Origin of the sequence: Micromonospora sp. NPDC047465, assembly GCF_040643125.1 — a bacterium.
GTDB lineage: Bacteria > Actinomycetota > Actinomycetes > Mycobacteriales > Micromonosporaceae > Micromonospora.
Genome location: NZ_JBEYTP010000038.1, coordinates 34,607 through 57,175, shown reverse-complemented (window position 1 = coordinate 57,175; position 22,569 = coordinate 34,607). Strand labels below are relative to the sequence as shown.

Here is a 22,569-nt window from a genome sequence, read left to right as displayed (position 1 = left end):
TCTGGACGCTAGGGCAGGAATCGAGGGTTGTCCACCGGCCGATCGGTCGCCCCGGCGCGGGACCGGCGCCCCGGACGGTCAGGCGGCGGGGATCCGGTCGAGCTGCTCCCGGATCGCCTCGTCGGTCAGCGCCGGGCGGCCGCCGGGGTGGCCGACGGTGGCGCCGGCGGCCGCCACGGCACAGCGGGCGACCCGGTCGCGGGGCTCGCCGCGCAGCAGGCCGACGGTCAACGCGGCGACGAACGCGTCCCCGGCGCCGGTGCTGTCCACGGTGGGTGTCCGGCTCAGCGGCAGGAACAGCTCGCCGTCCGGCCAGACGAACGCGTTGCCCTCCCCGGCCACCTCGACCGCCAGCAGGGACGGGCCGCGCCGCAGCAGCTTGCGCCCGGCGGCGAGCCCGCCCTCGGCGTCCCGCGGCGCGTCGCCGGTGATCAGCTCGACCTCCTGCGCGTCGGCCCGCAGCACGTCGGCGAGGGCGAGCAACTCGTCGGCGTCGGCCGGGTCGGTCGGGGCGCCGTCGAGCACGACCAGCCCGCCGGCCTCCCGGGCGGTCCGGGCCGCGGCCAGGGCGGCCCGCGCCGGCTGTTGCAACTGCACCAGGACGGCCCGCGCGGCGCGCAGCGCGTCCGCCGCCCCGGCCACGTCCTCGGCGGTGAGCAGGGTGGCCTCGGGCAGGTCCTCCAGGTAGCGCCAGTGGGCCTCGGCGTCGACCACGTCGACGATGAGCCCGGTGGGGGTGCCCGGCCGGCGCAGCACCCGCGCGACGTCGATGCCGTCGGCCCGCGCCTGCGCCAGCAGCCGCTCCCCCACCTCGTCGTCGCCGACCACGGCGAGCAGCCCGACGGACGCGCCGAGCTGGGCGAGCCCGACGGCCTGGTTGGCCCCCTTGCCGCCGAGCAGCTCGCGGCGGCGCCGCACCGGGGCGCTGCCGCCGGCCTCCGGCACCTCGTCGACCAGCAACACCAGGTCGCGCGCCACCTGCCCGACCACCATCACGTCCAGCTCCGCCATGGTCCCGGTGTTACCCGGGGCGGGGCTCGGCACTCCTAGGTGGGCGCACCGGAGCTTGTGGACGGAGCCATGGCCGGCCTTCGTCGGCACCGGCCTCGGCGTGCTGGCCCTGCTGGCGGTGGTCGCGGCGGTGCCCACCCGACCGGCGCCGGACGGCCTGACCGTGGCGGCCGGCCCGTACTGGCCGGGCCTGCTGACCCCGCTGCTGCCGCTCGCGGCGACGGTCGTGGTGCTGGGCTGGGCCGAGCGCAGTCGCGGCCTCGTCGCCGCAGGGGTGTGGATCGTCCTGCTCACCGGTTGGCTCTGCACGACGTTCCCGCTGGGCTCCCTCCCGGGCTGGGCCTTCGGCGCCGACTCCCTCGGTGGTCAACTCTCCCTGCGGCCGGGCCACTGTCTTGTCCTGATGGCCCTGCCCCTGCTCGCCGTGTCGGCCGCCCGCCTGGCATCGGACCGCCGCACCGCGCGTGACTGACCAGCACCCCCCGCACCCGGCGACCGTCCTCGACGACGTCGTTCACCAGCGGGTGCGGCTCGGCATCCTCACCGTGTTGAGCGAGACCCACGAGTGCCGGTTCGCCACCCTGCGCGACGAGCTCGGGCTGACCGACGGCAACCTCAACCGGCACCTGCGGATCCTGGAGCAGGCCGAGCTACTCCAGGTGATCAAGGGGTACGAGGGCCGCCGGCCGTGCACCTGGCTGCGCCTGACCCGACAGGGCCGCACGGCGCTACGCGCGGAGGTCACCGCGTTGGAGCAACTGGTCGACCGGATCCGGGCCGCCACGGACCAGCCGGACCCCGGCTCCTGACACCGTGGGCGGCCACCGCCCGCCGTCCACCTCGCTCCACCGGGCCCGCGCCGCGGGCTCACCTGACGGACGCCGGTATGCCGCCGGGGGTGAGCCGCCGTGCGCGGGCCCGGTGGACGCTCAGGCCGGGCGGACCGGCAGTTGCAGCTCGGTGACGCCGTTCTCCGGGGCGTCCGGGCAGTAGTCGAGGTAGACCTCGCGGGCGAAGCCGTCCGCCCGGTAGCCGTGCTCCTCGATCCAGCGGGCCAGCACCTCCATGCTCCGCTCGACCTCGTCCATCGGACCCCGGTGCACGATCGTCGCCGCGGCGGCCACCGCGGGCAGGTCGACCACCGCGACGTCGGCCGCCGGACCGGGACCGGCCGCCACGGTCACCCCGGCGTGCACGACGACCGCCTCGCCGTCGGCCTCCCCCGCCGGGGCGTACCAGGCGATGCCCGGCCCGCTCGGCTGGACCCCGGCGGCGGCCAACCGGCGGACCAGCTCGGGATAGAGCGGCTGGATCACCGGGCTGATGTCGGGCGTCTGGTAACTGCGGGCGGTGGCGCTCAGCTCGGCCAGGCGAACCGGCGGGAGCTGCTTGAGTACGACGTCCTCGGTGGTCATCCGACCCTCCGTCTCGATCATCCGGAGCCGCGCCCCGATCCCGGCCAGCCGGGCGGTGTCCGCCGCCACCTGTGCCTCCAGCTGCGAACGGCGCAACCGCAACATGCCGCGCAGCTCGGCGACGTCGAGGACGTCGTCCAGGATGGCCTGGACCTGGGCCAGGGTGAAACCCAGCTCCTTGAGGGCGATCACCCGGTTGAGGCGGCGCAGCTGATCGGCCGTGTAGTAGCGGTAGCCGGTGTGCGGGTCGACCGAGGCCGGGCGGAGCAGACCGATGCTGTCGTAGTGGCGCAGCATCCGCACCGACACCCGGCCCAGTCGGGCGAAGTCTCCGATGGTGAACATGGCCCCCCTACGGTCGACGCTGACACCGTGTCAGAGTCAACCCGGGGGCGGCACCTCACCCCGGCAGCGGGGCCTCGTCGCCGCGGGTGCGGCGCGGGCCGACCAGCCGGCGCACCATCGGCGCGGCGTTCCACTTCGCCGCGCCCACCAGGTCCCGGGCGTGCTCCAGCACCGTGTAGTCGGGCCGGGCCCGGCCGGCCGCGAGCGCCCGGTCGAGGTCGTTGCCGCAGCGGGTGAGCACGCTGTCGAAGTCGCGGCGGACCGGTTCCAGCAGGTGGTAGCCGAACGACCGGTGCAGTCGGGCGAACAGCGGCTTGTACAGCCGGGCCCGCTCGTGCAGGCCGGACGAGTACGACATCGGGTTCTTCGGCCGGCGCCGGACGTAGTCGGGCAGCAGGTCGGCGAAGGCCCGCCGGACGATCCACTTCTCCTGCCCCTCGCGCATCTTCAGCCCGATCGGCAGCCGCATCGCCAGCTCCACCACGCTCAGGTCGAGAAACGGCACGCGGGCCTCCACCCCGTGCCCCATGCTGGCCCGGTCGACGCGCTGCAACTCCGTACGGCAGAGGTTGCGGATCTTGTGCAGGAAGAGCCGGCGGGACGCCTCGGGGCCGACCTCGTGGTACATCGGGTAGCCGCCGAACAGCTCGTCCGAGCCGTCCCCGGTCAGCACCACCTTCACGCCCAGCTCGCGCAGCCGGCGGAAGAGCGGCACGGAGACCACCGCGTTGATGATGTCGCCGTACTCGGTCAGCTCGGAGATCCGGATGGCCTCCCGGATGTCGGCCAGCCGGATGTCGCGCGGGCGCAGCTCGACCACCTCGTGCGGCACCCCCAGGTCCCGCGCCAGCCGCCGCGCGTACGCCACGTCGGGGCTGTCCGGCACCCCGACGGTGACCGCGACGCAGTCGGGGTGCATCTCGCGTACGTGCAGGAGGGCCAGCGAGCTGTCCAGCCCGCCGGAGAGCACCACCCCGACGGTGAGGTCGGTGTCCACCCGTGTCCGGATGCTGTCGGTGAGGGCGGCACGGACGAGCAGGGCGGCCTCGTCCGGGTCGTCCACCACCGACAGCCCGTCACCGAGGGCGAGCAGGTCGACGTACGCGCGCAGCCGGACCTGTCCGTCGGGCTCGGCCCAGCCGTGGTGCCCGGGCGGCACCTCGCCGATCGGGACGCCGTGCCCGACCAGCGCCTTCACCTCGCTGGCGACGTGCAGGCAGCCGGGCGTCCGGGCCCAGTACAGGGGCTTCACGCCGAGCGGGTCCCGGACCAGGTAGGCGCGGCCCGTGGCGCGTTCCACGACGGCGAAGGCGTACTCGCCGCGCAGCCGGGTGACCATGCCCTCGCCCCACTGCAGGAACGCCGCGAGCACGACCTCCGTGTCGCTGACGCTACGGAAGCGGTGCCCGAGCCGGACCAGCTCCGCGCGCAGCTCGTGGTGGTTGAAGACCTCGCCGTTGTAGCAGAGCAGCCACCGCTCGTCGACGGAGGTCCACGGCTGCACGGCGCGCTCCCGGTCCACCACCTTCAACCGTCGGGTGCCGGCGAGCAGGCCGTTCTCGTAGCGGGCCTCGGTGACCTCGCCGCGGGGGGCCAGGGTGGCGAGCATCCGCCGGAAGATCGCCGGGTCGGCCTCGGGGCCGAGGCTCAACGCGATGCCGCACATCGACTCAGACCCCCATTTCGGCTTCGTACGCCCGGCGCAGCCGCCGGCCGCTGGCGGGCGCGAGGCACAGGTGCCACGCCTGCCCCTCGTCGACCACGTTGACCTCGCCGGCCCGCTGCCGGGCCAGCAGCAGCTCGGCGAGGGTGTCCCGGACGCCGAAGCGGCCGAACCAGGCCAGCTCGACGTCGACCGCCCAGCCCAGGCAGTGGCCGCTGGGGACCATGGCGGCGTACCCGAGGCGGCGCAGGCGGTGCTGGTGCTCGGCGCTGCGGACCAGGCTGGTCACCCACAGCGGCGGGGTGGCGGGCGGGGTGTTGGCGGCGAACTCCCGGCCGATGTCGTTGAGCAGCGCCACGACCTCCCGGCGGGCCCGCCGGAAGCGCAGCCCGGCGGTGCGCGGCGTGGCGTCGGGCCAGAGCCGGCGGCGGGCCGCCCGCAGCCCGCGCCCGAACAGCGTCTTCGGCTGCTCCGTGTAGCAGAACCGGAGCAGGCCGCGGCGGCGCAGCCACTCCAGGTCGACCAGGTCGGGGCTGGCGTCGACCTGGGCGTCGGTGAGGAAGGTCGGCGCGTCACGCCACCACATCACGTCGACGCGGGAGAGCAGGTAGATGCGGACCAGTGCGGTGAGGTCGGCGGCGGAGCTGCGCGGGTTGGGCTGGTAGCGGGCCATCTCCAGCAGCAGCGTCTCGCGGGCGCCGACGAGCCCCTGGGGGGTGGCGTCGAGCACCGCGGCGATCGCGGGCTCGCGCAGCCGGTCGTCGATCAGCACCTGCCGCGCCGCCGTACAGGACGCCCCGGCCAGGGCACCCACCTCCACCAGCAGGTCGGCGACCGCCGCCCGGTAGGCGTCGAGGTCCGGCGGGGCGGGGCGGGGCGGCGTGCCGGGGACCCGCCGGCGGGCGCGGGCTGCGGGTGTGACGGAGGGCCCGGGCTGCTGCCCCGGACTTCGGCTGGGCACTCGCATGGTCGGGTCCTCTCTCCCGTCACGACATCACTGTGTGCATCGCCCTGCGCACAACGTAACCAGGCGCGACGGGATAAGTGCGAACAATCCTCTTATCTCCTCCTAGGGGCGGTTCCGGGGTGTGGGCGGGCACGAACGCCTAGGGCCGGGACGCGGCGCTCAACCGCTGCACCTCGGCGTACGAGGGCGGTTCCCGGTGCGGCGCGGCGCCGGACCGGACGGCGTCCAGGACGTCCAGGGCGGCGCCGAGCGCGGCCCGGAACAGCAGCGAGCCCGTGCTCACCCGGGCCACGCCGAGCGCCCGCAGCTCGTCGAGGGTGGGCCCGCCCGGGCGGTACAGCACGTTCAGCGGCAGGTCGATCCCCTCGACGAGGGCGCCGATGGTGTCGGTGTCCGGCGCCGCGGGCACGAAGATCCCGTCGGCGCCGGCATCCGCGTACGCCCTGGCCCGGGCCAGGGCCGCCGGCAGCGGGTCGGGCGTCCCCAGCCACCACGTGTCGGTGCGGGCGTTGACGAACAGGGCCGGCGCCGCGGCCTTGACGGCGGCCACCTTGGCCGCGGTCAGCGCCGGCGGGGTGAGGGTGCCGTCGGCCCGGCCGTCCTCGATGTTGATCCCGACCACCCCGAGGGCGGCCAGCTCGGCCGCCAGGTCGGCCACGGCCGCCGGGTCGTCGGCGCAGCCCGCCTCCACGTCGACGCTCAGCAGCACCGGGAGGCCGCGCAGTGCCCGGGCCAGCCGGAGGTTCTCCGCCCGGGTGGCCGCCGCCGCGTCCGGCAGCCCGGCGGCGGCGGCGACCCCGAGGCTCGTGGTGCCGACCGCCGGGTACCCGCGCGCGGCGAACGCGGCGGCGCTGGCGTGGTCCCAGGCGTTGGGCAGCAGCAGCGGCCGGTCGGCGTGGTGCAGGGCGTGGAAGGCGGCGCAGCGCTCGTTCATCGGGGTTCCCACCTCGGCACTCGTCGGGACGCGCGGCAGCGCGTGCGGTTGGTACGTCACCGGGGCGGCCGTCCGGCACCGGCGCCGCCGGATTCCTTCTTTCCGCCGACACGTCGGCCCCGGCGTGCGGCACGGACGGGTCGGACGGACGCGAGCCGGTCAGGCTCGGCCGCCGCCGGTCTCCGGTGCGGCGGCGGGCGCCAGGTCGGCCGGGGCGAGGCCGAGCGCGGCGGCCAGCGCGGGACCGCCGGCCGGGGTCAGCCGGACGGCGCGGCCACCGCCCCGGGTGAGCCAGCCCACCTCGAAGAAGCGGTCGCACAGCGCCGCGCCCAGCGCCCCGGCCAGGTGCGGGCGGCGTTCGGTCCAGTCGAGGCAGTCGCGCATCAGGGGGCGGCGGGCGGCCCGCAGCGGCGCGACCGGCACCCCGAGCCCGTCCAGCCAACCCAGCCCGGCCGGGGTCAGCGCCAGGCCGTCGGCGCCGTCGAGCAGCCCGCGGTCGAGCATCGTGTCCCGCAGCAGCACGCCGAGGCGGCCGGCCAGGTGGTCGTAGCAGGTGCGGGCGTACGCCAGGGCGGCGTCGGCGCGGGCGGCGCGCAGCGAGCGGACGGGCTGGGGCCGCGCCGGCGCGTGGCCGGCCAGGTCCTCGATCAGCTGGGCCACCGAGGGGCCGGCGAGCCGGACGTAGCGGTGCCGCCCCTGCCGCTGCTCGACCAGCAGACCACCCCGGACCAGGCGGGTGAGGTGGTCGCTGACGGTGGAGGGCGCCACCCCGGCGAGCCGGGCCAACTCGCCGGCCGCCCACGCCCGGCCGTCGAGCAGGGCCAGGCAGATGCGGGCGCGGGTGTCGTCGGCGAGCAGGGCGGCGAGCCGGGCCAGGGTCGGGCCGTCCGTGGCGGTGGGGGTCACGCACCCATGCTGGCACGGACACGTTGCGGTGCCCACCGAAGCGTCGCCCGCGCCTTTACAACGTTGTATCCAACGTTGTAGAAACGGATCCAGTGATCCAGGTCGACTTCTCCTTACCCGAGGCAGGTCTGATGGGACATCTCCGCCGCGCCGGCGCGCTCGCCGCCGCCATCGCTCTGGCCCTGGCCGCGACGGCGTCCGCGCCGGCCGCCGCCGCGTCCGACCCCCGTTACCGCAACCCGGTCTCGGCCGGGTTCGCCGACACCTTCGCCGACCCGGTGGTCGTCCGTGGTGAGGACGGTTTCTGGTACGCGTACGGCACCACCGACCCGCTGCGCGAGGGCGAGGGGACCTTCCACCGGGTACCCACCGCCCGCTCCGCCGACCTGGTCGACTGGACGTACGTCGGGGACGCCTTCGGCGCCGACCAGCGCCCGGCGTACGCGGCGCCCGGCGCCGGCTTCTGGGCCCCCGACGTGCGTCGGGTCGGCGACCGCTGGGTCATGTACGTGACCGTCACCGACACCACCGTCTCCCCCGAGGGCGGCGACTTCGCCGTCGGCGCGGCCACCGCGCCCACCCCGACCGGCCCGTGGACCTTCGCCGGCGAGCCCGTGGTCGCGCCCCGCCCCGGCGGTGGCGGCGGCTGGCTGTGGACCATCGACCCGAGCCAGTTCACCGACGTCGACGGCCGGCACTACCTCTACTACGGCAGCTACTACGGCGGCATCTCCGTCACCGAACTCTCCCCCGACGGGCTGCGCGCCGTCGGCACGCCGACGCCGGTCGCCATCGACAACAAGTTCGAGGGCAGCTACGTGCTGCGCCACGACGGCTGGTACTACCTGTTCGCCTCCACCGCCAACTGCTGCGCCGGCCCCGCCACCGGCTACTCCGTCCACGTCGGCCGGTCACGCAGCCCGCGCGGGCCCTTCGTGGACCGCGACGGCATCCCGCTGACCGCCTCCCGGGCCGGCGGCACCCCCGTACTCGCCCAGAACGGCAACCGCTGGATCGGCACCGGCCACAACGGCTTCCTGACCGACCTGTCCGGCCAGGACTGGATCGTCTACCACGCCATCGACCGGGCCGACCCGTACCTGGACGAGCCGTTCGGCATCAACGAGCGGCCGATGCTGCTGGACCGCCTCGACTGGATCGACGGCTGGCCGACCGTGAACGCCGGCGCCGGCCCGTCGGAAGGCACCCGGCCCGCGCCGGTCACCACCGGCCGGGTGGACGAACGCTTCGACGCCGGCCTCGCCGGCTGGCGCGGCACCGCCGGGGACTGGCGGGTCGCCGACGGCCGGCTCACCGGCAGCGGCACGCTGACCGGCCGTACGACCGTCGGCGGGGACGTGCGCGCGGAGGTCGACCTGCGGCCCGCCGCCACCGGGGCGGCCGGGCTCACCCTCGGCGACCGCGTCGCGGTGCGGGTGGACACCGCCGCCGGCAGGCTGGTCGCCCGGGACGGTGCCCGCACCGCGAGCGCGCCGCTGCCCGCCGGCTTCGACGCGGCGGCCGGGCACAACCTCGCCGTCGAGGTACGCGGCCGGCAGCTCACGGCCGAGCTGAGCCCGGCCCGGCTCGGGGACCAGGTGGCGGCACTGTCGCTGCGGCTGGACCGGCCGGTCGTCGGCCGGATCGCGCTGACCGCCACCGGCGGGGACGCCCGGTTCGACAACGTCAGCGTCGCCCGGCTGCACCGGCCGGTGCGGCACGCCGCGCCCGAGCCCCGGGTCGGCGGCCTGCTGCCGGCGTTCTCCGACGAGTTCACCGACGGGCTCGACCCGGCGTGGCGGTGGGTCCGGCCGGACCCGGCGGCCACCGTGTCCGGCGGGACGCTGCGCTGGCCCGTGCAGGGCGCCGACCTGACCGGCACCGGCAACAGCGCCGGCGTGCTGCTGCGCGACGCGCCGACGGGCGACTACGTCGTGGAGACGAAGGTGACGCTCGACCTCGGCGAGGAGACCGTGCGCAACTACCAGCAGGCCGGCCTGGTCGCCTACGTCGACGACGACCGCTTCGCCCGGTTGGCGCAGGTCGCCATCTGGAACACCCGCCAGGTCGAGTACGGCTACGAGCTGCCCTTCGCCGGCCGGCCGGTCTACGGTGGCAACATCGTCGGCACCCCGGCGACCACCACCTGGCTGCGGCTGGCGCACCGGGTCGACCCGGCCACCGGCGAGCACGAGTTCCGGGCCGGCTCCAGCCGGGACGGGCGGAACTGGACGTGGGGCGGGGTGTGGACCTTCCCCGCCGACACCACCCCGCGGATCGGGCTGGTCGCCCACGGCGGCGCCGAGCCGGCGCTCACCGCGCAGTTCGACTACGTGCGCTTCCACCGCTGAACGGGTCGGGCCCGGGCCGGGGCGGTTGCGGGCGGTCGGTCAGAGCCAGCCGTTGTCCCGGGCCGTCCGCGCCGCCTCCGCCCGGCTCGTCGCACCGAGCTTCTGCACCGCCGCGGCGAGGTAGTTGCGGACCGTACCGCTGGACAGGTGGGCCCGGCGGGCGACCACCGCGACCGGGGCGCCGTCCTCGGCCAGCCGCAGCGTGTCCAGCTCGCGCGGGGTCAGCGGGCACGGCGGGATGGTCAACGCGTCGGCGGCCAGCGCCGGGTCGACGTACCGGCCGCCGGCGTGCACCCGCCGGATCACGTCGGCGAGCGCCCCGCCGGGCGCGCCCTTGGGCAGGAACCCACGGGCCCCGGCGGTGAGCGCGCGGGCCAGGTGTGCCGGCCGCCCCTGGCCGGTGAGGATCACCACCGCGCAGGACGGCAGCACCCGGGCCAGCTCGGCGGCGACCTGGAAGCCGTCGGGGCCGGGCATCGCCAGGTCGACGACGGCCACGTCGGGGCGGTGCGCCAGGGCGGCGGTCACGGCGGCCCCGCCGTCGGCCGCCTGCGCCACCACCGTCAGGTCCTCCTCGAGGTCGAGCAGGGCGGCGAGGGCGGCCCGGATCAGCTCCTCGTCGTCGGCGAGCAGGACCCGGATCATGACGCCGTCGGGACGGTCGCCTCGACGGTGAAGACACCGTCCTCCCGGTGCGTGCGCAGCTCCCCGCCGGCGGCGGCCAGCCGCTCGGCCAACCCGCGCAGGCCGTGGCTGTGCCGGTCGGGCGCGCCGGCCGCGCCCGCGCCGTCGTTGGTCACCGTCATCCGCGCCACGTCCGCCTCCTGGTCGATCTCGATCCGGCACCAGCCGGCCCGGCTGTGCCGCAGCACGTTGGTGCCGGCCTCGCGCAGCACCGCCGCGAGCTGGGCGGCCGCCTCCGCCGGCAGCTCGCCGGCGGGCGGCACCACGGTGCACCGCACCCCGGAGGAGCGCAGCACCTGCCCGACCGCGGCGACCTGCTCGGCGAGGTCGACGCGGCGGTAGCCGTGCACCGTGCGGCGCAGCTCGGTCAGCGCGGTGGCGGCCAGCCGCTGCGCCTCGGCCGCCTCCCGGCCGGCCCGCTCCGCGTCGGTCGCCGCGAGCCGGGCGGCGAGTTCGGCCTTCAGCGCGATGACGGTGAGGTGGTGCCCGAGCAGGTCGTGCACGTCGCCGGCGAAGCGCAGCCGCTCCTGCGCCGCCGCGAGGCTCGCCTGGGCGAGCTGCCCTCGGCCGGCCTGCACCAGCAGCTCCCAGAACCACACCTGGAACCCGTTCACCGCGGCGATGCCGAGGCCGACGCCGCCGCTGATCACCAGGGACCGACCCACGGGCGTCCCGGTCGCCGTCGCCACCGCCGCGGCGACCGGCAGGGCGGCGACCGCCACGGGAACCACCATCCGCAACCGGGCGACCAGCGGCACCGCGCCGACGACCGCCGCGCCCAGCCAGGCCCAGGTGGGCCACGCACCGGCGGCGACCGGCGCCACCAGCGGGACGCTCAGCACCGCCACGGCGGCGAACGCCACGCGGCACCGGCGGCGGACCCGGTCCGCCACGTCCGGTGTCACGGTCGTGTACACGGCCACGGCCAGCACCACGGCGACGGCGGCGAGCCCGACCGCACCGAGCGCCACCCGCAGGCCCGACGGCTCCCGGGTCAGCCCGACCGCGGGCAGGAACAGGCCGGAGGCCACCCCGGTGGCGAGGGACGCCGTCGCGCCGGCCCGGGCCCGGCGCAGGCGCCGGTCCGGTCCGGTCACCGTCGGGTCGAACGCCACGGTCCGAATGGTAGGGCGCGGCGGCGGCCCACCGCCGTACGCGGGACGCACGGATCGGCGGTGCGTTCCGCACGGTCGACCGGTGACACGGCGCGGGTGTCCGGCGCGGGTGTCCGCGCGCAGGCTCGAAGGCATGACGGAGACGACGACGAACGCCAACCCGACGGCACCGCACGTCGGTCACGCGCGACCGCGCGCCGCGCTGCTGCGGCACCTGTTGGAGATGGCGCTGGCCATGATCGCCGGGATGCTGCTGCTCGGGCCGCTCCGCGCGGCCGTCGGCACATCGCTCGGCTTCTCTCCCGACCTCGGACGGGCCGACGTCGGCGCCGTGCTGATGGCGACGGACATGAGCGTCGGCATGGCGGTGTGGATGCGGTACCGGAGGCACTCCTGGGCCGCCGTCGGGGAGATGACCGTGGCGATGTACCTGCCGGTGCTGGTGCTGTTCGTACCCTTCCGGGCCGGGCTGGTCGGCGCGGACACCCTGCTCCTCGGCAGCCACCTGCTGATGCTCCCGGCGATGGCGCTCGCGGTGCTGCGCCGACGGGCCGAATACGCCCGGCACCCGGCCGCCGCCCGCCCGGTCCCGCGGCACCGGCTGGTCGCGGCGCTGGCGCGCCGCTGGCCGACCGGGCTCGCCCTGCTGATAACGCTGGACATGCTCTTCTCCCCGTGGGTGCCCCCGGCGCTGTTCCTGGTGGCGCTGCCGGCGGCCTACCTGGTCATCGGCGCGGTGCGCGGGCAGCTGGGCGAGCGCCGGATGCTCGTCCTCCAGCTGGCCGGGCTGGCCGGCTGGGCGGCGCTGGCCCTGGTCGCCACCCTGGTCGACCGCGAGCTGGCCGGCTGGCTGGTGGCCGCCGGCTGGTTCGGCCACGTGGCCTGGGACGTGGTGCACCACCGCGCGAACCGGGTCGTCCCGCGCGGCTACGCCGAGTGGTGCGCGGTCTTCGACACGGTCGTCGGGCTCTCGGTCGTGCTGGCCCTGCTGACCCGCTGACCCCCGCCGGGGTGGGTCGCCGGCACGGGGCGGCGACCCACCCCGGGCGGGCTGTTGTGCCGGTCGGCGAAACCGCCGGCCGGGGATGATGAAAAGCTTGCCGCATGAGTTCCGCACCCGTACGGCACGACCCACCGACCGACCCCTCCCCGGACGCCCCCGACGAGGCGACCGCCTTCGCGGATCTCGGGCTGCGCGCCGAGCTGCTGGGCGCGCTGTCCGCCCTCGGCTACGAGGAGCCCACGCCGATCCAGCGGGAGGCGATCCCTCCCCTGCTGGCCGGTCGGGACCTGCTCGGGCAGGCGGCCACCGGTACGGGCAAGACAGCCGCGTTCGCCCTGCCGCTGCTGCAGCGGATGCCCGACGAGCGGCCCGGCGACCCGGTGGCGCTGGTGCTGGTCCCGACCCGGGAGCTGGCGGTGCAGGTGTCGGAGGCGTTCCACCGCTACGGCAAGGACCTGGGCACCCGGGTGCTGCCCATCTACGGCGGGCAGCCGATCGGCCGGCAGCTGCGCGCCCTGGACATGGGCGTGGACGTGGTGGTGGCGACCCCGGGCCGGGCGCTGGACCACATCGCCCGGGGCACGCTCAACCTGGGCTCGCTGGCCACGGTCGTGCTCGACGAGGCCGACGAGATGCTCGACATGGGCTTCGCCGAGGACATCGAGGCGATCCTGGAGCACACGCCCGCGCAGCGGCAGACGGTGCTGTTCTCGGCGACGATGCCGGCGCGGATCGACGGGCTGGCCCGCCAGCACCTGACCGACCCGGTGCGCATCCTCATCGCCCGGGAGCAGCCGGTGGCCGGCGAGGCGCCCCGGGTGCGGCAGAGCGCGTACATCGTCGCCCGGGCGCACAAGCCGGCGGCGCTGGGCCGGGTGCTGGACGTCGAGTCCCCCACCGCGGCGATCGTCTTCTGCCGCAGCCGGGAGGAGGTCGACCGGCTCACCGAGACCATGAACGGCCGGGGCTACCGGGCCGAGGCGCTGCACGGCGGGATGAGCCAGGAGCAGCGCGACCGGGTGATGGGCCGGCTGCGCACGGGCACCGCGGACCTGCTGGTGGCCACCGACGTGGCCGCCCGCGGCCTCGACGTCGAGCAGCTCACCCACGTCGTCAACTACGACGTGCCGTCGGCCCCCGAGTCGTACGTGCACCGGATCGGCCGGGTGGGCCGCGCCGGGCGGGAGGGTGTGGCGATCACCCTCGCCGAGCCGCGCGAGCACCGGATGCTCAAGACCATCGAGCGGGTCACCGGCCAGCGGATCACCATCGACAAGATCCCGACGGTGGCGGACATGCGCACCCGGCGGCTGGAGCTGACCCAGGGCGCGCTGCGGGAGAGCCTGCTGGAGGACGACCTCGACCCGTACCGGGCGATCGTGGAGTCGTTGACCGACGAGTTCGACCTGGTGGAGGTGGCGCTCGCGGCGGTGAAGCTGGCGCACGAGGCGACCTCGCCGGGCGCCGAGGACGAGGAGGAGATCCCGCAGGTCCCGGTCCGGGGCCCGCGCGAGGGGCGGCCGGAGGGCGGCGGCCGGGGCGAGCGGCGCGGCGGTGGCCGGCCCCGCACCGGCGGCACCACGCAGGTCTTCATCGGCCTCGGCCGGCGTGCCGGGGTCCGCCCGCAGGACCTGGTCGGCGCGATCACCGGCGAGACGAGGGTCAGCGGCCGGGACATCGGCTCGATCGAGATCGCCGACCGGTTCTCGCTGGTGGAGGTGCCCTACGCCGTGGCCGACGAGGTGATCGCGGGACTGCGCGGCAGCACGATCAAGGGCCGCAAGGCGACCGTACGCCGGGATCGTGACGGTGACGGCGGCGGCGAGCGCCGCTTCGACGGGGCCGACCGGCGCGAGCGCCGCGACCGCGACTTCGGCGACCGGCGCGACCGGCGCTGACGACGACAACGCCGTCCCCGCCGGCGACCCGGCAGCACTGACGCACCGAGGCCCCCGCTGTTCCGGGCGGGGGTCTCGTCGCGTCCGCGCGGCGGTCAGTCGGCCGGCTCGGCGGCCACCCGTTCGGCGTGCTCCTGCTGCACGGCGCGAGCGGTGGTGAGGAAGTCGACGATCGTCTCGAGCTGTCCGTGGTCGTACCGCGTCAGCGCCCGCAGGCCGGCCTCGCCGACCGGCCGGTAGATCCTCCGCTCGGCCGCCCGGGCCGCCTCGGTCGCCTCGACCAGCACCCGACGCCGGTTGGCGGCGTCCCGGGTACGCGCCACCAGACCGACCCGTTCCAGCCGGTCGATGACGGTGGTGGTGGCCGCCGGGCTGAGCCGCAGCGCCGCCGTCAACTCGCCGGCCGTCACCGGCCCGCGGCCGAGGACGACGTCCAGTGCCCGTAGATCCGTCCGGTTGATCCCCAGCCGGCCGGCCGCCGCCTCGTCGAAGGCGTCGAAGCTCTGCTGCAGCAGCCGGATCTCCCGCGCCACGTGGTACACCAGCTCACTTTTCGACATTCGAATCTTCCTGCTAACTTAGATTTCGACAGTCGAACTTTAGCAGGGAGCGACCATGACCGAGAACGACCGCAGGGAGATCCGCGAGCTGTTCGACCGGCTGCTACGGGCGTGGACCGACAACGACGCGGTCGCGTACGGCGCCTGCTTCACCGAGGACTCCGACTACGTGTCGTACGACGGCACCCGGGCGGTCGGGCGGGCACCGATGCAGGACGCGCACGACCGGCTCTTCCGGGGCGTACTCGCCGGATCGGCGCTGGTCGGCGAGGTGGAGTCGATCCGGGCGGTGACCGCCGACGTGGCCGTCGTGCACGGCACCGGCTCGGTGCTGATGCCCTGGCGCACCCGGCTGCCCCGGCGCCGGCTGTCCCGCCAGACCCTGGTCGCCGTGCGGACGCCGGCCGGGTGGCGGTTCACCGCGCTGCACAACGGTCGGGTCCGCCCGATCGGGATCCCCGCGCCCGACTCCGCACCGGCCCGGCTGTCCCGCACGATGGGGCGGTACGCCCGACGGCTCGGGCTGGGCCGCGCCTGACCGGCGGGACCCGCACACGCGGCGGCCCCCGACGCCCGTGGGCGTCGGGGGCCGGGCGGCGGGCCGGTCAGGCCGCGGTCAACGCCTGGCCGCCCAGGGCGTCCGCGTCGACGTCGGCGGGGCGCAGCGCCAAGGCGAGCACGTCGGCGACGTCGGCGAGGGTGTGGACCGTCAGCGCCTCACGGACCTCGGCCGGCAGGTCGTCGAGGTCCGGCTCGTTGCGGGCCGGGATGATCACCTCGGTCAGGCCGGCCCGGTGGGCGGCGAGCAGCTTCTGCTTCACCCCGCCGATGGGCAGCACCCGGCCGGAGAGGGTCACCTCGCCGGTCATCCCGAACTCGGGGCGCACCGGCCGGCCGGCGGCCAGCGAGGCGAGGGCGGTGACCATGGTGATGCCGGCGCTGGGGCCGTCCTTGGGCACCGCGCCCGCCGGCACGTGCAGGTGGATCCGCCGCCCGGCGAGGGCGTTCGGGTCCAGCCCGAGCCGGCGCCCGTTGGAGCGCAGGTACGACAGCGCGATGTGCGCGGACTCCTTCATCACATCGCCGAGCTGGCCGGTCAGGGTCAGCCCCGGCTCGCCCTCCATGCTGGTGGCCTCGATGAAGAGCACGTCGCCGCCGGCGCCGGTGACGGCCAGGCCGGTCGCCACGCCGGGCACCGCCGTCCGCTCCGCCGACTCCGGGGTGAACTTCGGCCGCCCGAGGTAGGTGGCGAGGTTGTCGGCGTCGACGCGGACCGGCGCCGGGTCGGTGGCCAGGGCCACCGCGACCTTGCGGAGGATCTTCGCCAGCGACCGTTCGAGCTGGCGCACGCCGGCCTCCCGGGTGTACTCGCCGGCGATCCGGGCGAGGGCGTCGTCGCCGACGCCGACCTCCTCGACGGTCAACCCGGCCCGCTCCCGCTGCCGGGGCAGCAGGTGGTCCCGGGCGATGGCGACCTTCTCCTCCTCGGTGTACCCGTCCAGGGTGACCAGCTCCATCCGGTCCAGCAGCGGGCCGGGGATGGCCTCCACCACGTTGGCGGTGGCCAGGAAGAGCACGTCGGAGAGGTCGAGGTCGACCTCCAGGTAGTGGTCGCGGAAGGTGTGGTTCTGCGCCGGGTCGAGCACCTCCAGCAGGGCGGCGGCCGGGTCGCCGGAGTAGCCGACGGCCAGCTTGTCGACCTCGTCGAGGAGCACGACCGGGTTCATCGAGCCGGCCTCGCGCAGGGCGCGCACGATCCGGCCGGGCAGCGCGCCGACGTACGTGCGGCGGTGGCCCCGGATCTCGGCCTCGTCGCGGACGCCGCCGAGGGAGACCCGGACGAAGTTGCGGCCGAGCGCGCGGGCGACCGACTCGCCGAGGCTGGTCTTGCCGACGCCGGGCGGGCCGGCGAGGGCGAGCACCGCGCCGGAGCCGCGGCCACCGACGACGCCGAGGTTCCGCTCGGCGCGCCGGTTGCGCACCGCGAGGTACTCCAGGATGCGGTCCTTCACGTCGGCCAGGCCGGCGTGGTCGGCGTCGAGCACCGCGCGGGCCGCGGCCAGGTCGGTGTTGTCCTCGGTACGGATGCTCCACGGCATCTCCAGCACCGTGTCGAGCCAGGTGCGGATCCAGCCCGCCTCCGGGGACGCGTCGCTGGCCCGCTCCAGCTTGCCGACCTCGCGCAGCGCCGCCTCGCGGACCTTCTCGGGCAGGTCGGCCGCCTCGACGCGGGCCCGGTAGTCGGCGGAGCCGTCCGGTTCGTCCTCGCCGAGCTCCTTGCGGATGGCGGCGAGCTGCTGGCGCAGCAGGAACTCCCGCTGGGACTTCTCCAGCCCCTCGCGGACGTCGGTGTTGATCTGCTCGGCGATCTCCTGCTCGGCCAGGTGGTCCTTCACCCAGCCGACGAGCAGTTCCAGCCGGGCGGTGACGTCCGGCGCGGCGAGCAGCTCGGTCTTCTGGGCGAGGCTGAGCCAGGAGACGTAGCCGGCGGAGTCGGCCAGCTCGGAGAGGTCGGTCATCCGCTCGATCGCGTCGATGACCTGCCAGGCGCCGCGCTGCTGGAGCACGGACGTCATCAGGGCGCGGTACTCGCGGGCGAGTTCGCGGGCGCGGCCGGCGGGGGCCGGTTCGTCGAGTTCGGTGGCCTCGACCCAGAGGGCGGCGCCGGGTCCGGGAACGCCGGAGCCGATCCGGGCGCGGGAGAGGCCGCGAACGACGGCGGCCGGTTCGCCGCTGGGCAGCCGGCCGACCTTCTCGATGGTGGCGACCGCGCCGACGGGGCCGTACTCGCCGTCGAGGCGGGGCACGGCGAGGAGGGTGCCCTCGCCGGTGGCGCGGGCCGCGTCGACAGCGGCCTGGGTGGTGGGGTCGAGGGTCACCGGGATGACCATGCCGGGCAGCAACACGGCGTCGGTCAGGGGCAGTACCGGAAGAGTTGCCATCGAACACCTGCTATCGCGTTGAGTTGAGCGTGTCCAACTCAAGTAACAAAGCGTTCCCCTTGTTCCGCACTGTGACCCAGACCACTTCCCCGCACCACCGGCCGCGTCGGGAGCGGCGGCTCACGCACCGGGCCGCCGACTCCGGCGACCGTCACGGCGAGCGGGATCGCGAGGCTGGCCAGCGCCAGGGCGGCGACCGAACTCCCCCGCCTTTGCGCCGGCCGCGCCGATTTCCCGCGATAACGCGACCCGCCGAAATGAAAACGACGCGTATTCTTGCGCAATTGCCGTGGGATAGGTCAAACTTTGACCACACCCCGCCCCACACAGGGAGTAATTGGCGATGGCGAGAAAAGTAATCACTGTTCTGACCGACGACCTCGACGGCGGAAAGGCCGACCGGACCGTCGAGTTCAGTCTGGACGGCGTGGCGTACACCATCGACGTCTCCGACGAGAACGCGGGCGTGCTGCGGAAAGCTCTCGACCCGTACATCAGCGCTGGCCGGCGGATCGGCCGCGGCACCGTCGACGTCGGACGGGCGCCCCGTCGGGCGGGCGCCCAGGGCGGCGCGGGAATGGACCGGGAGCAGAACCGGGCCATCCGGGAATGGGCCGTCAAGAACGGCTACAAGATTTCCGAGCGCGGCCGCATCCCGGTCGAGGTCGCCGAGGCGTACAAGAACCGCTGACCTGGCGCCGGGTTCACGCTCGCGTCCACGCGGGGTCACGCTGCGGAATCAGCGGGGCCCCGCCGGTCTTTTCCCACGGCCGTCCATTCGCACGGCCCGCGCCCGGCGGCGGACGCATTCGCGGGCGGCGCATTAGCCGAGCCGCCCCGACGGATCGCCGGGCGACTCCCGAGTGGCCGCGCCGGGCGGATTCCCGCGACCGCACGGAAACCGGATCCGGCCGAGGACCGGCGACTCACCCGGACGGCGAAGGGGCAGGTGGTGACCGGGCGACTCCGGCCGCACGTGATCACCACCACGATTCGTGCCCGCGCGACCCGAGACCGTCGCACCCCCGGAGTGTAATGAGCGACAGCTTTGTCGGGCATTACGCAAACGCATCTCGGGGGTGGCGGATGACGCGCTGGTGGAGCCAGACGGCCGGCGGGTTGCCCCGCACGTTCTGGTACCTCTGGACGGCCACGCTGATCAACCGGCTGGGTAGCTTCGTCGCCATCTACCTCGGCGTCTACCTGGTCTCGGTGCGGGGCTTCAGCCCCGCGTACGCCGGAGTGGTGATCGGGTTGCACGGGGCCGGCAGCGCGGCGGGGAGCGTGCTCGGCGGGGTCGTCGCGGACCGGTGGGGGCGGCGGCCGGCGATGCTGGTCGGCAACGTGGCAGCCGCCGCGGCGGCGGTGTCGCTGGGCCTGAGCGACCACCCCACGGCGGTCGCGGCGCTCACCCTCCTGCTCGGGCTCTTCCTCGGCGTCGCCCGGCCGGCCTTCACCGCCACCATCATCGACGTGGTGGGCGAGCGGGACCGGCTGCGCGCCCTGACGCTCAACTACTGGGCGATCAACATCGGGTTCGCCGTCGCCGCGACCGTCGCCGGCCTGCTGGTCCGCGCCGATCCGCTGCTGCTGTTCGTGGTCAACGCGGCGGTGCTGCTCGGCACCGCCGCGCTGATCGGGTTGAAGGTGCCCGAGTCGCGCCCCGCCCCGGTCACCGTCGGGCAGTTCACCCGCGCCGACTCCGGCGGGCTCGGCACCGTGCTGCGCGACCGGGTCTTCCTGACCTTCACCGCCCTCACCGGGCTGGCCTGGCTCTGCATCCAGGGCAGCGTGATGCTCCCCGTCGCGTTGCAGGCCGACGGCCTGCCGGCGTCGGCGTACGGGCCGGTCATCGCGGTCAACGGACTGATGATCGTGCTGGGGCAACTCTTCGTGCCCCGGCTGGTCGGCCGCTTCGACCGGTCCCGCACCATCGCCGCCGCCGTCGTGGTGGTCGGCGCCGGCTTCGCGCTGACCGCGCTGGCCGACGCGGTGTGGTTCTACGCGTTCACGGTCGCCGTCTGGACACTCGGCGAGATGCTGATGACCCCGGCGAACTCGGCGCTGACGGCGGACCTGTCGCCGGCGGCGCAGCGCGGCCGCTACCAGGGGGTCTACTCGCTCGGCTACGCCTTCGCCAGCTTCGCCGGGCCGACCCTCGGCGGGCTGGTGGCCGCCCGGTTCTCCACCGACGCCCTCTGGCTGGGCCTGTTCGGTCTGGCCCTGCTGGTGGCCGCCGGCAACCTCCTCGCGGTCCGCTCCCGGGCCAGGCGGATCGAGGCCCTGCGGGCCGGCGCCACCCCGACCGCCGCCCCCGGCCGGACGGCGGCAGCGCCGGCCTGAAGACGGCCGGGGCCGCCGGGGTACGCCCGTGCGGCGCCGGGGTGGGTCAGTCCGCGCAGAGGTGCGCGAAGGCGAACCCGTGCGCCATCTCGGCACGCCGCGATTCGAGCCGCCGGATGTCGGCGAGCAGCTCCTCGCGGGACGTCAGGACCGGCTCGGCCGTCTCCAGCTCGCGCAGCCGCTGACCGACGGCCATCGCCGCCAAGTCCTCGGCCAGGCGGGCCGGGTCCACGCCGGCGGAGACCCGCTGCTCGTGCACCGTCACCCGCTCCACGAGGCAGGCGCCGGGACGCACCTCGACCCAGCTCCACCCCTCGGCCGGCCCGCCCCGCCAGCTCAGGTGCAGCCCCCGGACGATCGGGTCCACCAGCCCCCGCGACACGTACGCGTCGACCGCCGCGGCCCGGGCCAGCGCGCCGAGGTCGTTGACGTGGCCCGTCCGCCCGTCGGGCAGCCGGCCGACGATGTCGCGGAACCCGATCGGGGGCACGTCCCCCGCCTCCGGCTCCCCCGCGCCGAGCGCCGCGTAGGCGCGGGCGTCGATCACGTACGCCACGATCCGCCGCCCGTGCTCGTCGGCGCGCAGCGTGGGCGACCCGATCCGCAGCACCGCCAGGCCGACCGCCTCGGCGACCACGTTCTTCATCCGCTCGGCGCGCTGCCCGGCGGAGCCGGCGGGCGCGACCGGGCCGACCTCGACGGCGAAGACCGGTCGGGCCGTGTCGGCGGCGCAGACGACGAAGTCGTAGCCCTCCCGGGTGGCCGTGCTCCACTGGTGGCCGGTGATGCCGCTCGGCCGCCGGTGGGTGAATTCGCCGAGACGGCGGGCGCCGTACACGAGCTGGCCGGCCCGGGTGAGCAGCGGGCCGCGACCGCCGTCCCCGGTCACCGCGCGCAGCCAGGAACCGTCCCCGCCACCGGTGCTCGTCATCCGTGTGATCCGTCCGTCCTGCCGTCGCCCCGGGCCGACTCGTCGGCCCGGGGCGAGTCTAGGCCGTCGATCATGGCCGGAGCCCGGGTGGTGCGGCGGGGCGGCCCGGGCGAGGAATTCGGTTGAGCCGGCCGGGGCCGGGCCGGTGGGATGGGCCGGTGACGCCCTTCCTGAGCACCGACCGGCTGGTGCTGCGCGAGTTCACCCCCGACGACGCGGAACTCCTCGTCGAGCTGGACGGCGACCCCGAGGTGACGCGGTACCTCACGGGCGGGCGTCCCACCCCGCCGGAGGTGGTCCGGGAGCGGACCCTGCCCCGGATCCTCGCCCACTACCGGCGGCCGCCGGGGCTGGGCTGGTGGGCGGCGCTGGGCCGGGGGTCGGGCGAGTTCCTGGGCTGGTTCGAGTTCCGCCCGACGCGCGACGGCGACGCCCGCGAGGTGGAGATGGGCTACCGCCTGCGCCGGGCGGCCTGGGGCGGCGGCCTCGCCACCGAGGGCTGCCGGGCGCTGGTCGACAAGGGCTTCACCGAGTTGGGCGTGGAACGGGTCACCGCGAACACGATGACCGTCAACGCGGCCTCCCGCCGGGTGATGGAGAAGTCCGGGCTGCGCCTCGTGCGCACGTACGTCGGGGACTGGCCGGAGATGATCGACGGGGCGGAGCACGGCGAGGTCGAGTACGCGCTGACCCGGCAGGAGTGGCTTTCCGCCGGCGCCGGGGCATGATCGAGCGGGACCGGTTGTCGACAGGGGGTGCGCGGTGCGGGTCGTGTCGCTGGTGCCGTCGCTGACCGAGGCGGTGGCGCTGACCCTGCCCCACCTGCTGGTCGGGGCCACCGACTGGTGCACCCACCCGGCGGGGCTGGACGTGGCGCGGGTCGGTGGCAGCAAGTACCCCGACCTGGACCGGGTGCTCGCGCTACGGCCGGACGTGGTGCTGCTCAACGTCGAGGAGAACCGCCGCGTCGACGCCGAGGCCCTGGCCGCGGCCGGCGTGCCGGTGCGGGTCACCTACCCGCGGACCGTCGACGAGGCGCTCACCGAGCTGGGCGACCTGCTCCGCGAGCTGGGCGCGCCGGCGGAGCCGGAGTGGCTGGTGGCGGCCCGCCGGGCGTGGGCCGCCCCGCCGGCGGTCGGGCCGCCCCGCCGGGCGGTGGTGCCGGTCTGGCGTCGCCCGTGGGTGGTGCTGGGCGCCGACACGTTCGCCGGGGACGTGCTGCGCCGACTCGGCGTCACCAACCTGTACGCCGACGACGCCGAACGTTATCCCCGACCGAGCCTCGACGAGCTGCGCGCCCGCGAGCCGGAGCTGGTGGTGCTGCCGGACGAGCCGTACCGGTTCACCGCCGACGACGGGCCGGAGGCGTTTCCCGGCGTCCCGTGCGCGCTGCTCTCCGGGCGGCACCTGACCTGGTACGGCCCGTCCCTGGCCGCGGCCCCCGCCCTGCTGTCCGCCCAGCTCGCCGACCCGGTCGTCCGGCCGGGCTGACCGCCCGGGC

At 75.6% G+C, this 22,569-nt stretch carries 21 protein-coding genes; 10 read left to right on the top strand and 11 right to left on the bottom strand.

The genetic code is table 11. The annotated features are described in order from the left end of the window. Nucleotides 1–78 precede the first annotated feature (78 nt). On the bottom strand, nt 79–1,011 hold the full coding sequence (locus ABZ793_RS27245) for a PfkB family carbohydrate kinase (RefSeq protein ID WP_357462053.1): 933 nt from the start codon (nt 1,009–1,011) through the stop codon (nt 79–81). Nucleotides 1,012–1,066: 55 nt separating this feature from the next. Here ABZ793_RS27245 and ABZ793_RS27240 point away from each other — a divergent pair, with 55 nt between their 5' ends. Both ABZ793_RS27240 and ABZ793_RS27235 read left to right on the top strand, forming a co-directional pair. Continuing rightward, nucleotides 1,067–1,483, top strand: coding sequence for a hypothetical protein (locus tag ABZ793_RS27240; protein WP_357462052.1), 417 nt, complete (start codon nt 1,067–1,069; stop codon nt 1,481–1,483). Then, entirely contained in the window at nt 1,476–1,820 is a 345-nt protein-coding gene (locus ABZ793_RS27235) for a transcriptional regulator (RefSeq protein WP_357462051.1), read from the top strand. Before ABZ793_RS27240 ends, ABZ793_RS27235 begins: the two co-directional genes overlap by 8 nt. Before the next feature lie 120 nt (nt 1,821–1,940). Here the strand turns inward: ABZ793_RS27235 and ABZ793_RS27230 are convergent, their stop codons facing one another. The 5 genes from ABZ793_RS27230 to ABZ793_RS27210 all read right to left on the bottom strand — a co-directional run bounded on the left by ABZ793_RS27230 (nt 1,941) and on the right by ABZ793_RS27210 (nt 7,241). Further along, nucleotides 1,941–2,771, bottom strand: a complete 831-nt coding sequence (locus ABZ793_RS27230; RefSeq protein WP_357462050.1) for a MerR family transcriptional regulator — start codon at nt 2,769–2,771, stop codon at nt 1,941–1,943. Between the two features lie 55 nt (nt 2,772–2,826). Next, complete coding sequence (locus tag ABZ793_RS27225) at nt 2,827–4,437, bottom strand: asparagine synthase-related protein (protein ID WP_357462049.1); 1,611 nt, start codon at nt 4,435–4,437, stop codon at nt 2,827–2,829. 4 nt (nt 4,438–4,441) lie between these two features. After that, a complete protein-coding gene (locus ABZ793_RS27220; RefSeq protein WP_357462048.1) occupies nt 4,442–5,401 on the bottom strand; it encodes a DUF5715 family protein in 960 nt (319 codons plus the stop codon). Between the two features lie 139 nt (nt 5,402–5,540). After that, nucleotides 5,541–6,335, bottom strand: a complete 795-nt coding sequence (locus ABZ793_RS27215; RefSeq protein WP_357462047.1) for an isocitrate lyase/phosphoenolpyruvate mutase family protein — start codon at nt 6,333–6,335, stop codon at nt 5,541–5,543. A gap of 159 nt (nt 6,336–6,494) precedes the next feature. After that, nucleotides 6,495–7,241: a winged helix-turn-helix domain-containing protein gene (locus ABZ793_RS27210; RefSeq protein ID WP_357462046.1), complete on the bottom strand. Its 747-nt coding sequence runs from the start codon at nt 7,239–7,241 to the stop codon at nt 6,495–6,497. Between the two features lie 131 nt (nt 7,242–7,372). Between ABZ793_RS27210 and ABZ793_RS27205 the strand changes: the two genes are divergently transcribed. Beyond that, entirely contained in the window at nt 7,373–9,592 is a 2,220-nt protein-coding gene (locus ABZ793_RS27205; RefSeq protein WP_357462045.1) for a family 43 glycosylhydrolase, read from the top strand. A gap of 39 nt (nt 9,593–9,631) precedes the next feature. Here ABZ793_RS27205 and ABZ793_RS27200 read toward each other — a convergent pair whose 3' ends face one another. Continuing rightward, the gene (locus ABZ793_RS27200; protein WP_350681505.1) at nt 9,632–10,237 is read right to left on the bottom strand and encodes a response regulator transcription factor; all 606 of its coding nucleotides are present in this window, start codon (nt 10,235–10,237) and stop codon (nt 9,632–9,634) included. Next, a complete protein-coding gene (locus ABZ793_RS27195) occupies nt 10,234–11,391 on the bottom strand; it encodes a histidine kinase (protein ID WP_357462044.1) in 1,158 nt (385 codons plus the stop codon). The genes ABZ793_RS27200 and ABZ793_RS27195 overlap by 4 nt, the downstream gene beginning before the upstream one ends. Nucleotides 11,392–11,524: 133 nt before the next feature. Between ABZ793_RS27195 and ABZ793_RS27190 the strand changes: the two genes are divergently transcribed. Both ABZ793_RS27190 and ABZ793_RS27185 read left to right on the top strand, forming a co-directional pair. Then, nucleotides 11,525–12,391, top strand: a complete 867-nt coding sequence (locus ABZ793_RS27190; protein ID WP_357462043.1) for a hypothetical protein — start codon at nt 11,525–11,527, stop codon at nt 12,389–12,391. Nucleotides 12,392–12,495: 104 nt separating this feature from the next. Then, nucleotides 12,496–14,292, top strand: a complete 1,797-nt coding sequence (locus ABZ793_RS27185) for a DEAD/DEAH box helicase (RefSeq protein WP_357462042.1) — start codon at nt 12,496–12,498, stop codon at nt 14,290–14,292. A gap of 95 nt (nt 14,293–14,387) precedes the next feature. On the opposite strand, the gene ABZ793_RS27180 is transcribed toward ABZ793_RS27185, so the two are convergent. Continuing rightward, entirely contained in the window at nt 14,388–14,852 is a 465-nt protein-coding gene (locus ABZ793_RS27180; RefSeq protein WP_357462041.1) for a MarR family transcriptional regulator, read from the bottom strand. Between the two features lie 55 nt (nt 14,853–14,907). Here ABZ793_RS27180 and ABZ793_RS27175 point away from each other — a divergent pair, with 55 nt between their 5' ends. Further along, nucleotides 14,908–15,390: an SgcJ/EcaC family oxidoreductase gene (locus ABZ793_RS27175; protein ID WP_357462040.1), complete on the top strand. Its 483-nt coding sequence runs from the start codon at nt 14,908–14,910 to the stop codon at nt 15,388–15,390. A 67-nt stretch (nt 15,391–15,457) separates the two neighbouring features. Here ABZ793_RS27175 and lon read toward each other — a convergent pair whose 3' ends face one another. After that, nucleotides 15,458–17,794, bottom strand: coding sequence for an endopeptidase La (gene lon / locus ABZ793_RS27170; protein WP_357462039.1), 2,337 nt, complete (start codon nt 17,792–17,794; stop codon nt 15,458–15,460). Between the two features lie 343 nt (nt 17,795–18,137). On the opposite strand from lon, the gene ABZ793_RS27165 reads away from it, so the two are divergent. Both ABZ793_RS27165 and ABZ793_RS27160 read left to right on the top strand, forming a co-directional pair. Further along, entirely contained in the window at nt 18,138–18,485 is a 348-nt protein-coding gene (locus ABZ793_RS27165) for an Lsr2 family protein (protein ID WP_350707584.1), read from the top strand. 395 nt (nt 18,486–18,880) lie between these two features. Continuing rightward, nucleotides 18,881–20,137: an MFS transporter gene (locus ABZ793_RS27160; protein ID WP_357462038.1), complete on the top strand. Its 1,257-nt coding sequence runs from the start codon at nt 18,881–18,883 to the stop codon at nt 20,135–20,137. A gap of 46 nt (nt 20,138–20,183) precedes the next feature. On the opposite strand, the gene ABZ793_RS27155 is transcribed toward ABZ793_RS27160, so the two are convergent. Continuing rightward, on the bottom strand, nt 20,184–21,068 hold the full coding sequence (locus ABZ793_RS27155; protein WP_357462037.1) for a hypothetical protein: 885 nt from the start codon (nt 21,066–21,068) through the stop codon (nt 20,184–20,186). A 158-nt stretch (nt 21,069–21,226) separates the two neighbouring features. Between ABZ793_RS27155 and ABZ793_RS27150 the strand changes: the two genes are divergently transcribed. Both ABZ793_RS27150 and ABZ793_RS27145 read left to right on the top strand, forming a co-directional pair. Continuing rightward, nucleotides 21,227–21,796 carry a GNAT family N-acetyltransferase gene (locus tag ABZ793_RS27150; RefSeq protein ID WP_357462036.1) on the top strand — a complete coding sequence of 190 codons (570 nt, stop codon included), beginning with the start codon at nt 21,227–21,229 and terminating at the stop codon, nt 21,794–21,796. A 34-nt stretch (nt 21,797–21,830) separates the two neighbouring features. Beyond that, complete coding sequence (locus ABZ793_RS27145) at nt 21,831–22,559, top strand: helical backbone metal receptor (protein WP_357462035.1); 729 nt, start codon at nt 21,831–21,833, stop codon at nt 22,557–22,559. Nucleotides 22,560–22,569: the final 10 nt, after the last annotated feature.

Bases quoted from the DNA above. Each gene is read 5' to 3' on its own strand.
- ABZ793_RS27245 (WP_357462053.1), bottom strand. From the start codon at position 1,011: ATGGCGGAGCTGGACGTGATGGTGGTCGGGCAGGTGGCGCGCGACCTG.
- ABZ793_RS27230 (WP_357462050.1), bottom strand. From the start codon at position 2,771: ATGTTCACCATCGGAGACTTCGCCCGACTGGGCCGGGTGTCGGTGCGG.
- ABZ793_RS27225 (WP_357462049.1), bottom strand. From the start codon at position 4,437: ATGTGCGGCATCGCGTTGAGCCTCGGCCCCGAGGCCGACCCGGCGATC.
- ABZ793_RS27220 (WP_357462048.1), bottom strand. From the start codon at position 5,401: ATGCGAGTGCCCAGCCGAAGTCCGGGGCAGCAGCCCGGGCCCTCCGTC.
- ABZ793_RS27215 (WP_357462047.1), bottom strand. From the start codon at position 6,335: ATGAACGAGCGCTGCGCCGCCTTCCACGCCCTGCACCACGCCGACCGG.
- ABZ793_RS27205 (WP_357462045.1), top strand. From the start codon at position 7,373: ATGGGACATCTCCGCCGCGCCGGCGCGCTCGCCGCCGCCATCGCTCTG.
- ABZ793_RS27200 (WP_350681505.1), bottom strand. From the start codon at position 10,237: ATGATCCGGGTCCTGCTCGCCGACGACGAGGAGCTGATCCGGGCCGCC.
- ABZ793_RS27190 (WP_357462043.1), top strand. From the start codon at position 11,525: ATGACGGAGACGACGACGAACGCCAACCCGACGGCACCGCACGTCGGT.
- ABZ793_RS27185 (WP_357462042.1), top strand. From the start codon at position 12,496: ATGAGTTCCGCACCCGTACGGCACGACCCACCGACCGACCCCTCCCCG.
- ABZ793_RS27180 (WP_357462041.1), bottom strand. From the start codon at position 14,852: ATGTCGAAAAGTGAGCTGGTGTACCACGTGGCGCGGGAGATCCGGCTG.
- ABZ793_RS27175 (WP_357462040.1), top strand. From the start codon at position 14,908: ATGACCGAGAACGACCGCAGGGAGATCCGCGAGCTGTTCGACCGGCTG.
- lon (WP_357462039.1), bottom strand. From the start codon at position 17,794: ATGGCAACTCTTCCGGTACTGCCCCTGACCGACGCCGTGTTGCTGCCC.
- ABZ793_RS27165 (WP_350707584.1), top strand. From the start codon at position 18,138: ATGGCGAGAAAAGTAATCACTGTTCTGACCGACGACCTCGACGGCGGA.
- ABZ793_RS27160 (WP_357462038.1), top strand. From the start codon at position 18,881: ATGACGCGCTGGTGGAGCCAGACGGCCGGCGGGTTGCCCCGCACGTTC.
- ABZ793_RS27155 (WP_357462037.1), bottom strand. From the start codon at position 21,068: ATGACGAGCACCGGTGGCGGGGACGGTTCCTGGCTGCGCGCGGTGACC.